At 63.5% G+C, this 11,708-nt stretch carries 10 protein-coding genes; 1 reads left to right on the top strand and 9 read right to left on the bottom strand.

The genetic code is table 11. The features are described 5' to 3' along the window. Nucleotides 1–211: 211 nt before the first annotated feature. From ACRC0P_RS04630 to def, 9 genes are all read right to left on the bottom strand, one after another. The gene (locus tag ACRC0P_RS04630) at nt 212–1,399 is read right to left on the bottom strand and encodes an ABC transporter permease (RefSeq protein ID WP_438628617.1); all 1,188 of its coding nucleotides are present in this window, start codon (nt 1,397–1,399) and stop codon (nt 212–214) included. Between the two features lie 4 nt (nt 1,400–1,403). Then, nucleotides 1,404–2,564: an ABC transporter permease gene (locus ACRC0P_RS04625; RefSeq protein ID WP_438628616.1), complete on the bottom strand. Its 1,161-nt coding sequence runs from the start codon at nt 2,562–2,564 to the stop codon at nt 1,404–1,406. After that, complete coding sequence (locus tag ACRC0P_RS04620; protein ID WP_438628615.1) at nt 2,561–3,256, bottom strand: ABC transporter ATP-binding protein; 696 nt, start codon at nt 3,254–3,256, stop codon at nt 2,561–2,563. Before ACRC0P_RS04620 ends, ACRC0P_RS04625 begins: the two co-directional genes overlap by 4 nt. Before the next feature lie 126 nt (nt 3,257–3,382). Further along, nucleotides 3,383–4,417, bottom strand: a complete 1,035-nt coding sequence (locus tag ACRC0P_RS04615) for an efflux RND transporter periplasmic adaptor subunit (RefSeq protein ID WP_438628614.1) — start codon at nt 4,415–4,417, stop codon at nt 3,383–3,385. Nucleotides 4,418–4,518: 101 nt separating this feature from the next. Continuing rightward, on the bottom strand, nt 4,519–5,970 hold the full coding sequence (locus ACRC0P_RS04610; protein WP_438628613.1) for a TrkH family potassium uptake protein: 1,452 nt from the start codon (nt 5,968–5,970) through the stop codon (nt 4,519–4,521). A 129-nt stretch (nt 5,971–6,099) separates the two neighbouring features. Further along, nucleotides 6,100–7,485, bottom strand: a complete 1,386-nt coding sequence (gene trkA, locus ACRC0P_RS04605; protein WP_438628612.1) for a Trk system potassium transporter TrkA — start codon at nt 7,483–7,485, stop codon at nt 6,100–6,102. Nucleotides 7,486–7,509: 24 nt separating this feature from the next. After that, nucleotides 7,510–8,817, bottom strand: a complete 1,308-nt coding sequence (gene rsmB, locus ACRC0P_RS04600; RefSeq protein WP_438628611.1) for a 16S rRNA (cytosine(967)-C(5))-methyltransferase RsmB — start codon at nt 8,815–8,817, stop codon at nt 7,510–7,512. A 3-nt stretch (nt 8,818–8,820) separates the two neighbouring features. Continuing rightward, on the bottom strand, nt 8,821–9,780 hold the full coding sequence (fmt, locus tag ACRC0P_RS04595) for a methionyl-tRNA formyltransferase (protein WP_438628610.1): 960 nt from the start codon (nt 9,778–9,780) through the stop codon (nt 8,821–8,823). Between the two features lie 33 nt (nt 9,781–9,813). Continuing rightward, nucleotides 9,814–10,320, bottom strand: coding sequence for a peptide deformylase (gene def, locus ACRC0P_RS04590; RefSeq protein WP_308364587.1), 507 nt, complete (start codon nt 10,318–10,320; stop codon nt 9,814–9,816). Between the two features lie 169 nt (nt 10,321–10,489). On the opposite strand from def, the gene ACRC0P_RS04585 reads away from it, so the two are divergent. Then, nucleotides 10,490–11,554 carry a LysM peptidoglycan-binding domain-containing protein gene (locus tag ACRC0P_RS04585; protein ID WP_438628609.1) on the top strand — a complete coding sequence of 355 codons (1,065 nt, stop codon included), beginning with the start codon at nt 10,490–10,492 and terminating at the stop codon, nt 11,552–11,554. The last annotated feature ends 154 nt before the right edge of the window (nt 11,555–11,708 follow it).

The following is an 11,708-nucleotide window of genomic DNA, read 5'->3' as shown; positions in this document are numbered from 1 at the left end:
GGGCCATGCCCGCGAACAGACCCCGATCGCGGGCATGGCCCGCTCCTACAGGGGGAGTAAGTTGCGATTCAAGTAGGGTTAGCCGCCGAGTGCTGGACGGTCAACGAGTGGCCGCAGACCCAGGGGCCGTCCAGCTCCGCTTCCAGTTGGCGCCACAGTTTTTGGCAGCGCTGCTCGGTGGACTTGCGCAGCTGGCGCGCGCCCTCATCAATTATGCTGCGTTGCGAAACGCCACGATCACCGGCATCCGCGCCGCGCGCCAGGCGGGGAAGAAGCCGCTGACAAAGCCGATCAGCAGCGCCAGTATCGCGCCCTGCATAAACAGGTCCGGCGACATCTCGAAGCTGAACACCACCTGGGTAAAACTGCCCCCCAGAGTGGAGGCGTTCATGCCGTCGAAAAATACAAAGGCGGCCAGGGAGCCCAGCAGGCCGCCGGCGACGGCCAGCACCAGTGCCTCGGCGATGGTGCCGCAGAAGGCGGAGAAGTTGCCGAAGCCCAGGGCGCGCAGGGTGGCGATTTCCTTCGCCCGGTCGGCCACCGAGGTGTACATGGTATTCAGCGCGCCGGCGAGGGCGCCCAGGGCCATGATAAAGCTGATCACGCGGCCGAAAATGGCCATGTACTGCAGCTGTTTGCCCTGGCTGGCGAAATACTCGCTCTCCGTCTGCAGGTCCAGGTTCAGGCGCGGCTCCCGGTCGATGGTTTCCTGCAGCGGTGCCAGGTCGCCGGGGTTTTCCAGTTGTGCGCGGATGGTCTGGTAGCTGCTGCCGCGGTTGTAGTGGCTCTGGATCATCTTGGCATCCGCCCAGAGTTCGCTTTCGAACACATTGCCGCCAGTGGAGAAAACGCCCACCACCGTCCACACATTTTTGCCGAAGCGGATCTCGTTGCCGAGCTGGAAGCCGTCGAACTCGCGCAGTATGCCGCTGCCTACGATCATCTCGTTGGTACCGGGGGTGAACATGCGGCCTTCCAGCAACTGCATGTTGCCGCGCATGGCCATGCCGCGCTTGTCCAGGCCGCGCAGGGGGATATTGGCCTTGCTGCCGGTGCTCTTCTTGATGCCGTCGACTATCACATAGAGTTCGGGGGACACCAGCGGGCCCTCCGCGTCCCGCGCTATGCCGGGCGATTCCTCGACCAGGTTGACCTGGTCGCGGCTGATCACGCTGTTCAGCTCCGCCTGGGAACCCTCGCGCATCATCAGCGCCACGGCGTCCGAGCCGGCGCCACTCATGGTGGCTTCGAACCCCTTGGCCATGGCCAGGAAGGCGAGCAGTATGGCCACCACCACGGCGCTGGCCAGCACCATCGCCAGGGACATCCACAGGCGCCGGGGCAGGCTGCGGATATTCATCACCGTAACCGCGGAGACTTGCGAAATAAGAGATCTCATTGGCTCACCCCCGATTGAATGCAGTGACGATATTGAGGCGCAGCGCGTTGAGCGCCGGCAGCAGCCCGGTGACCAGCCCCAGCAGCAGCATAAATAGCAGCGCCTGCAGGGCTACGCCGGAATCCAGCATCAGGTTGGGCAGGAACTGGGCCATGGTGCCCTTGGCACCTTGGATAATCAGCCAGGCGGCGCCCAGTCCGGCGAGGCCGCCGATCAGGGCGATCAGCAGGGACTCTGTCAGCACCATTTTGAAAATGCGCGGGGCGGGGAAGCCCAGGGTTTTCAGCACGGCTATCTCGCCGGTGCGCTCGCGCACCGCCAGTGCCATGGTGTTGCCGACCAGGATCAGTATGGTGAAGAAAGCCATGAATACCACGCCGAAGATGATCAGGCCAATATTGCCGATCTGTTCGATAAACGCCTTGCTGAAAGCCTCTTCAGTGCTGGTATCCGTTTCCGCCTGTGAATTGGCGAAGCCGCTGTCGATTGCGTCGGCGATGCGCTGGTTCTGCGCCGCGTCCACAGTGGTGAGGGTGATCCAGCCGATCCACTCGCCGCCGAAGCTCTGGGTCTCCATAAAGTACTTGAAATGGAGGTACATGCTGTTGGTGTCGTGCTGCGGATCGCTGCCGGTAAAAATACCCTCCACTACGAAGTCCCAGGTGTGGCCGCCGTCCTTGTGGGAAAAAATACTGGAGGAGACCGGCACCCGGTCGCCGATCTTCCAGCCCAGGCGCTGGGCCAGGCTTTCACCGACGATCACCCCCTGGCGGTTGCCCAGCCAGGCGGCTCGCTGCTCCGGCGGCAATAAGATTTCCCGCTCGTATACCTGCAGCCAGCTCTCCGGCTCCACTGCCATGGCCACTATCTGGTTGCGCGCCTCCTGGTAGTAGCCGCCGAACCAGTTGGCGTAGGTGACATTCTCTACGCCGTCCACCGCCGCCACCTTTTGCGCGTAGGCAATCGGCAGCGGCTGGGTGAAGTTGATCTTGTTGACCACCACCAGGCGGTTGTCCGCGGCCAGGTCGATGCCGGCGTCCAGCGCGCTTTTCAGAGTGGTGACCGCACCGAAAATCAGGAAGGCGATAAAGATGGCAAAACAGGTGAGAAACAGCCGCAACGGCTTTCTCGTCATGTTTTTGTAGATTAAGTAGAGATCGTTCATGCCGCCACTTCCCTCTGCACGAATTTGCCCTTGTCCAGGTGCAGTGTCTGACTGGCGTACCGGGCCGCCGCCGGGTCGTGGGTGACCATGACGATGGTCTTGCCGTGTTCGCGGTTGAGCAGCTGGAGCATTTCCAGGATTTCGTCGGCGGTTTCCCGGTCCAGGTCGCCGGTGGGTTCGTCACACAGAATCAGCTTGGGATCGGAAACGATGGCGCGGGCGATGGCCACCCGCTGTTGCTGGCCGCCGGACATTTCGCTGGGCATGTGTTTGGCGCGATCGCCGAGGCCCACCAGCGTCAGGGCGGTTTCCACGTTGGCCCGGCGCTGTGCCTTGGAGAGTTTGGTGAGCAGTAGCGGCAGTTCCACGTTGCGCGCTGCGTTGAGCATCGGCATCAGGTTGTAGAACTGGAAGATAAAGCCGATATTGTGCGCGCGCCAGCGGGTGAGTTCGCCCTCGCTGAGACTGTCGATGCGGGTGCCGTCGAACCAGATTTCTCCGCCGCTCGGCTGGTCCACGCCGCCGAGCATATTCAGCAGCGTGGTCTTGCCGGAACCGGAGGGACCCATAATGGCGAGAAAATCGCCGCGTTCGATGGTCATGTTGAGATCGTCGAAGATGGTAATTTTTTCCTTGCCCTTGACGAAACTCTTGCTGACTCCGTTGAGTTGAAACAGTACATCCTGCGACATCGTCAAATCCCTCCAGTGTTATTATTAAGCTTCTATTTCCGTAGGATGGGTAAAGCGAAGCGTGCCCATCATTGGCAACCGATGGGCACGCTTCGCTTTGCCCATCCTACAAATATTGGGGAATCTCTATTCCCTGTTTCCCAGAAACGCCACCTTGACCCCCATATCCGGCAGGATGCGCGGGTCTTTCTCATCGATACCGATACGCACCCGCACCGTGGCCTTGGCGCGGTCGGCGGTGGGAATAATCGCCACCACCGTCGCGGGAATATCCCAGTCCGGGTAGGCGTCCAGGTTGGCGCTCACCTTCTGTCCCGCGGAGACGCGACCGATAAAGGCCTCGTTTACATCCACTTCGATTTCCAGGGAGTCCATATCGACGATGGTACAGATGCCGGTGCGGGTATGGCCGCCGCCGGCGGAGGAGGGGGCGACTATCTCGCCGGGCTGGGCGTTCTTCTGGGTGACCACACCGGCAAAGGGCGCGCGGATGGTGTGGTCCTGCAGCCGCTCCTGTTGCCGCTGCACCTCCAGGCGGGCCACCTGGATATCCGCCTGTGCGCTGCTCAGCTGTGCTTCCAGGCTTTCCACCGCGGCCTCGCTCTGGCTGAGCTCGGCGCGGGTGGAATAGTGTTTGTCGATCAGCCCCGCATGGCGCACCTGTTGACGCCGGGCCTCGGCCAACTCGGCGCCGATGCTCGCCACTCTGGCTTCCAGCACCCTGACCTGGGCCCTGGCGAAATCCAGGTTCACCCGCGCCTTGGCGTCGTTCAGGTGCGCGAGTACCTGGCCCTCGGCCACCTGCATGCCCTCCTCGACGTCCACGCTGGCAATCAGTCCCATGACTTCCGCGGAGACGGTTGCCACACGCCTGGGGGTGATATAGCCGGAGGCGTTGAGCACCGTTTCCCGCTGTGTGGAGGGTGCGGGGAGGTCCACCGGCACCGGTGTGGAGGCAGACTCGTTGGGGGGATGTTGCGGCGCCGGTTCAGGCGTCTCGCCGGTAAACTGGGCGGTGGCCAGGGCGCCCACCAGCACCCCTGCGACGGCGCCGATACAGGCGGCGAGGACGATAGTGCGTGAGGATAAGGGGCTCGGCTCGGGAACTGCATCGCGGTCAATTTTCAGCTGGCCGAGGAGCTCGCTGGTGTTCTTTGCCATTACTGCCTTGTTCTTATTAGTTACTTCCCGGTAACTGTGTACTTTGGCAGAAAAAACTTACCCTGACTATCGCATCGCGGCGACGTGTGGGCGCTTTGCGATTAATGGCGCCAGAAAGCGGGGGTGAAGAGTACCAGCAGGGTGAAAATCTCCAGGCGCCCCATCAGCATGGCCAGGATCAGGAACCACTTGGCCAGCTCATTGACTTCGCCGTAGTGGGCCGCCGCATCCCCCAGGGCCGGGCCGATATTGCTCAGGCAGGAGGCAACAGTGGAAAAAGAGGTTTCAAAATTCTCCCCGGTGGCCATCACGACCACCGTGAGCACAAAAAACGACAGGACATAGATTGCAAAAAACCCCCAAACCGCATCGGTCACCCGCTCCGGCACGAGCTTGCGGTTGACCTTGATGGGCACCACCGCGTTGACGTGCACCAGGCGGTCCAGTTCGCGCAGGCCGGATTTCATGATCAGCATTACCCGCACGGCCTTGATGCCGCCGGAGGTGGAGCCGGCGCAGGCTCCCATGATGCCGATCATGAGCAGCACGTAGGGCAGGAAGGCCGGCCAGATGGCAAAGTTTTCCGAGCCGAATCCGGCAGTGGTACCGATGGAGACCACCTGGAAGATGCCGTGCAGAAAGCTGCCCGCAGGGTCGAACACCCCCCGAACCCAGAGATAGCCGCTGATCAGCAGCGCGGCCGAGGCGGTGAAAATAATGTAGAAGCGGAATTCGGAGTCCCGCCAGTAGTGGCGCAGGCTGCGGTTGTGGAAGGCGAAGAAGTGCAGGCCGAAGTTGATGCCGGCCGTCAGCATAAAGACGATGCAGACCAGCATGATCGCGTGGTTGTTGGCGTAGAAGCCCATGCTGGCATCGTGGGTGGAGAAGCCGCCGTTGGCCACGGTGGAAAAGGAGTGGCCCACCGCATCGAAAATCGTCATACCGGCCCACCAGTAGCCCAGGGCACAGAGGACCGTGAGACTGATATAGATCACCATCAGCGCGCGTGCGGTTTCGGCGATGCGCGGGGTCAGCTTGGTGTCTTTCACCGGCCCGGGGATTTCCGCCTTGTACAGCTGCATGCCGCCGATCCCCAGCATGGGCAGGATCGCCAGGGCGATGACGATCACACCGATACCCCCGAACCACTGAAGCTGCTGCCGGTAGTAGAGAATTGCCGGCGGCAGGGTATCCAGCCCGGTGATGGTGGTGGCGCCGGTGGTAGTAAGTCCGGAAACGGATTCAAAAATCGAATCCGTGATACTCAAATCCGGCTGTGGGCTGATAATAAACGGCAGGGCGCCGAAGCTGCCCAGTACCAGCCAGAACATGGAGGTCACCACGAAGCCGTCCCGGGTGCGCAAGTCCTGTTTGAGATCGTGCACCGGCAGCCACATAAACAGGCCGGTGACCAGAGTGATGGCGAAGGCGATGGCGAAGGAGATGTGGGTGTGGTCGTCGTACCACAGGGAAACGCCGATCGGCGGCAGCAGGGTCAGGCTGAACACCGTCAGAAGAATACCGAAAATCCGCGCAATGACCGCTATCCGCATCGGCGATATTCAGCCCGTTGTTTGTTCTTGAAGAAATCTGTAGGAGCGGGCCATTCCCGCGATCGGGCATTCCGTTTTTTCAGAAACTGATCGCGGGCATGGCCCGCTCCTACAGGGCGCATTAATTCACTAAAAGAAACTAAAGCCCACCTGGAACAATTGCTCCACATGGCGCGTGTAGCGGCGGTCCACCAGGAAGACGATCACATGGTCGTCGGTCTTCACCACCACATCGTCGTGGGCGATCAGCACTTCGCTGCCGCTCTCGGTCTCGCGCACTATGGCGCCGATGGCGGCGCCCTCCGGCAGGTCGATGTCCTCGATTCTCTTGCCCACCACCTTGGAGGTGCGGCTGTCCCCGTGAGCGATCACCTCGATGGCCTCGGCGGCGCCGCGGCGCAGCGAGTGCACATTGACCATGTCCCCGCGGCGCACATAGGTGAGCAGAGTGCCGATGGTGGTCTGCTGGGGCGAGATGGCGATATCGATGTCGCCGCCCTGCACCAGGTCCACATAGGCGGGGTTGTTGATCAGGGTCATCACCTTGCGCGCGCCCAGGCGCTTGGCCAGCAGCGAGGACATGATATTGGCCTCGTCGTCGTTGGTGAGCGCCAGGAACACATCGGTGTCGTCGATGCTCTCTTCCAGCAGCAGGTCCTGGTCGGAGGCGCTGCCGTGCAGCACAATGCTGTTGGAGAGTTCCTCGGAGAGGGCCACGCAACGCGCGTGATTCTGCTCGATGACCTTCACCGAATAGCGGCTTTCCAGCATGTGCGCCAGGCGCAGGCCGATATTTCCGCCGCCGGCGATGGTGATGCGCTTGTAGCCCTGTTCCAGGCGGCGCAGCTCGCTCATCACTGCGCGGATATCCGCGCGCGCAGCGATAAAGAACACTTCATCGCCGGCCTCGATCACCGTGTCGCCCTGGGGGATGATCGGGCTGTTGCGCCGGTAGATAGCCGCCACCCGGGTATCCACGCGGGGCATGTGTTCGCGCAGGTAGCGCAGTTGGTGTCCCACCAGCGGGCCGCCCTGCACCGCGCGCACTGCCACCAGCTGCACACGGCCGTCGGCGAAGTCCAGCACCTGCAGCGCGCCCGGGTGCTCGATCAGCCGCGAGATATATTCCGAGACCAGTTGCTCCGGGCTGATCAGTACGTCGATGGGGATGGACTGGGAATCGAACAGCTGCGGGTATTTCAGGTAAGAGGCGGCGCGCACGCGAGCGATCTTGGTGGGTACGCGGAACAGCGAGTGGGCGACCTGGCAGGCGGCCATATTGGTTTCGTCATTGCTGGTCACCGCCACCAGGATATCGGTGTCCTCGATGCCGGCGTTCTGCAGGACGTCCGGGTGGGAGGCGTGGCCCTGCACCACACCGATATCGAGCCGGTCGCCCAGTTCGCGCAGGGTTTTTTCTTTGATGTCCACCAGCACAATATCGTTGCGCTCCGAGGCCAGGCTCTCCGCCAGCGAGCCGCCCACCTGGCCGGCGCCGAGAATTACGATCTTCATAGCATGATTGGCCCGAGCTGGCCTTTATTCGGTTTTGTTCAACAGAGCGTAGTAGAAACCGTCGCCACCTCCGGGCTCGGGGAACAGCTGTACACCCGCCGCCTGCGGTTCGCCCCAGGGGCTTCCGTCCAGTTGCTGCGGCGTATTGTCGCGCGCATCGGGGGTCGCCGCAACGAATCCCGCGACCACCCCGGCGTTTTCCTCCGGCAGTACGGAACAGGTGGCGTAGAGCAGGGTGCCCCCGGGCTTGAGCAGCTTCCACAGAGAACGCAGGATTTTCGTCTGCAGCGCCGCCAGTTCGGCGATATCCGCCTCCCGGCGCAACAGCTTGATATCCGGGTTGCGGCGGATCACCCCGGTGGCGGAGCAGGGGGCGTCCAGCAGTATACGGTCGAAGAGTTGGCCGTCCCACCAGGCATCCGGCTCGGCGGCATCGGCGCAGATCAGTTCCGCGCTGGCGCCGATTCTGGAGAGGTTCTCCGCCACTCGGTCCAGGCGCTCCTCCTCGATATCCAGTGCGCTGAGCTGCAGGTCCGGCTGCTGTTCGAGCAGGTGGCAGGTCTTGCCGCCGGGGGCGGCGCAGGCGTCCAGCACCCGCTCGCCGGGGCCGGGTTGCAGCAGCAGTGCGGCCAGCTGGGCGGATTCGTCCTGCACACTCGCCAGCCCCTGCTCGAAGCCCGGCAGTTCCTGCACCGCGCGGGGCGCCTCCAGGGTGATCCCCACCGGCGAAACGGCGCAGGGACGCGCGGCGATACCCGCCTGTTCGAGCCGGGCGAGGTAGTCGGCGACAGTGACCCGGGCGGTGTTGACCCGCAGGGTCATCGGCGGGTTGGCGTTGCTGGCCCGGAAAATTTCCCGCGCCCTGTCCCCCCAGGCGGTTTTAATGCGCCGCTGTAGCCACGCCGGATGGGCGGAGCTGAACTGGGGATTGCCGGAGAGTTTCCTCTCCAGTTGTTCGCGGCTGCGCTGGTAATTGCGCAGCACGCCGTTGATCAGGCCCGTGGCGTGGGGGTGTTCCAGTTCCCGCGCGGCGTTTACCGTGGCGGAGATGGCGGCGTGATCGGGGATACGGGTGTATTCCAGCTGGTAGAGGCCGAGCAGCACCAGCGCGCTGACCTCTTTATCTGCCGGCGGCCTGCGCAACAGCTTATCGGCCACCAGTTGCAGGCGAGGCGCGGTGCGCGCGCAGCCGTAGCAGAGTTCGCGCAACAGCGGGCGGTCGCGCTCGGCAGTGCGGGCCTCCGCCTGTGGCAGCAGTTTCGACAGGGAGCCGCGGCCGTCGAGCAGGGCGGCAATTACCTGCGCGGCCGCCGCGCGCGTATCTGCGGCCACCCTCTATTGCCCCAGCCGGTTGCCGGGGGCAAACAGCTCGCGGTGGCCCTTGAGGATTTCCGCCGCCGGCAGCGCTTTGCCGCCCGGCAGTTGCAGTTGCGTGAGGCGCAGGGCACCGCGGCCGCAGGCCACCAGGATGCCCTCGCTGTCGGCGGCCAGAACTGTGCCGGGCTCGCCGTGGCTGTCCTGTTCCAGTTTCACACTGTGAACGCGCAGGCGCTGTTCACCGCCGCTATTTGAACAGGTGGTCCAGCACACCGGAAAAGGGTTGAAGGCGCGGATCTGCCTTTCCAGTTCCTCCGCCGGGCGCTGCCAGTCGATGCGCGCCTCCTCTTTGCTGATCTTGCTCGCGTAAGTGGCGGCGGTGTCATCCTGTACCCGGGGTTCGGCGGTGCCGGCGGCGAGCTGCTCCAACGCCCGCAACAGCGCCGGGCCGCCCAGCTCCGCCAGCTTGTCGTGCAGGCTGCGGCCGGTGTCCGCGGGCGCAATCCGGCAGCGGCTCTCCACCAGTACCGGACCGGTGTCCAGCCCCGCTTCCATTTGCATGATGGCCACGCCGCTCTCGGCGTCACCGGCCTCGATGGCGCGCTGGATCGGCGCCGCACCGCGCCAACGGGGCAGCAGCGAAGCGTGCACGTTGATGCAGCCCAGTGGCGGAATGTCGAGCACCGCCTGGGGCAGAATCAGGCCGTAGGCGACCACCACCATCACATCGGCGCCCAGGGCTGCCAATTCCTCCTGTGCGGATGGGTCGCGCAAGCTCTGGGGCTGGTAGACGGGAATATCGCGCCGCTGGGCCAGTTGCTTGACCGGACTGGCGAGCAGCTTTTTGCCGCGCCCGGCGGGCCTGTCCGGCTGGGTGTAGGCGGCGATCACCCGGTGTTCGCTGTCCAGCAGCACCTGCAGGTGCGCGGCGGCAAAATCCGGGGTGCCGGCAAAAACAATCTTCAGAGATCGGGTCATAAACCTGGGATTTGTGTGATGGCGCGCCGGTCGTCAGGCGCGCTGGCGGTGAGCCTTTTCCAGTTTGGAGCGGATGCGGTTGCGCTTGAGTGGGGAGATGTAGTCCACGAACAGCTTGCCGTCGAGGTGGTCCACCTCGTGCTGGATGCACACCGCGAGCAGGCCCTCGACCTCCAGGGCGAAGGGCTCGCCGTCGCGGTCCAGCGCCTTGACGCGCACCTTGCGCGGGCGCTCGACGGTCTCGTAGAAGCCGGGCACCGAGAGGCAGCCCTCGTCGTACTGGTGGTGCTCCGGGTCGAGCACCTCGATATCCGGGTTGATAAACACCAGCGGCTCGCTCTGGTCCTCGGACACGTCGATCACCACCAGGCGCTTGTGCACGTTCACCTGGGTGGCGGCGAGGCCGACCCCGGGGGCCTCATACATGGTTTCGAACATGTCGTCCACCAGCTGGCGGAGCTCGTCGGTCACCTCGGCAACCGGTTTCGCGACCTGGCGCAGGCGGGGATCGGGGAATTCGAGGATTTCGAGTTTGGCCATAACACCTGTGACAAACTTCTGGTCTTTGTAGAAGATGCGCTGATAACATAATGATCGCGCTGGACTTTTTGCCGTTTCTACGGCGTCTACGGTTTTCACCATCTCGCGCCCTGTGCGGACAGCGGCCGGCGCTGTGAATTATAAGCGATAAAAGCATGGGAATGCTTCGATGAAAAAAATTCTTCTGGCCGCCGCTGTCCTGCTGGCGGTGACCCTGGGCCTTCAGGCCCAGGATGTACGTCTCAACCCGGACCACCCGGATGTCTACGTGGTGCAGGAGGGGGACACCCTGTGGGATATCTCCGGTACATTCCTCACCCAGCCCTGGTTCTGGCCGGAGATCTGGCAGGTGAATCCACAAGTGGAGAACCCGCACCTGATCTATCCCGGCGACCGCCTGCGCCTGGTCTACGTCGAGGGGCAGCCGCAGCTGCATCTGGAGCGCGGCCCGCGCGCCTACAAACTATCCCCCGTCGACACCAGCAAGCTTCACCCCAGTGTGCGCCGCGAACCGGTGGGCGAGGCGATCCCGGCGATTCCCCTGGACGCCATCAACGCCTTCCTGTCCCGCACGCGGATCGTGGGGCCGGACGCTTTCAAGGGCACCCCCTATGTGGTTTCCGGCAGCGACCAGCGCATCCTGATCGGCGGCGGCGACAAACTCTACGCCCGCGGCGACTTCAGCGTGCCGCTGCCTTCCTACGGCATCTACCGCCCCGGCGACCTCTACGTGGATCCCTACACCGGGGAAACCCTGGGTATGCAGGCCCTGGACGTGGGCTCCGTGGACCTCTTCCAACTGGACCCGGATCACCGCGAAGATTTCGCCGTGGCCACCATGGAGGTGACCCGCACCGCCCGCGAAATCCGCCTGGAGGACCGCCTGCTGCCGGCGGAGGAGCGCTCCATTGCCGCGCTGTTCCAGCCGGGCGCACCGGCGGTGCCGGTGGAAGGGGTCATTCTCGGTGTGGACGAGGGGGTCACCCAGATCGGCAGGTACGACGTGGTGGCGATCAACCGCGGCGAGCGCGAGGGTCTGCAGCCGGGCCACGTATTGTCCATCTACAAGCGCGGCGCCACGGTGCAAGACCGCATCGAGCGCGACACCGTCAAGCTGCCGGACGAATACGCCGGGGTGCTGATGGTCTTCCGCACCTTCGAGAAGATGAGCCTGGCGCTGATACTGGAGTCGGACCGGCCGCTGGAGGTCATGGACCTGGTCCGCAACCCGTAATCCAAGAAAGACGAAAGGGTGCCTCAAAAAATTAGGATTTTTGTGCGAGAGCAAGGAGGCACCGCGCGCAGAACCGGAGCGTACGGTTAGTACGTGAGGATTCGAGCACGAAGCCGACGCCGCGCTCGTGCAAAAAGACAATTTTTGGAGTCGC

Origin of the sequence: Microbulbifer sp. (assembly GCF_051659245.1) — a bacterium.
Classification (GTDB): domain Bacteria; phylum Pseudomonadota; class Gammaproteobacteria; order Pseudomonadales; family Cellvibrionaceae; genus Microbulbifer.
The sequence above is the reverse complement of the archived record's forward strand: the minus strand, read 5'-3'. Positions and strand labels throughout refer to the sequence as shown.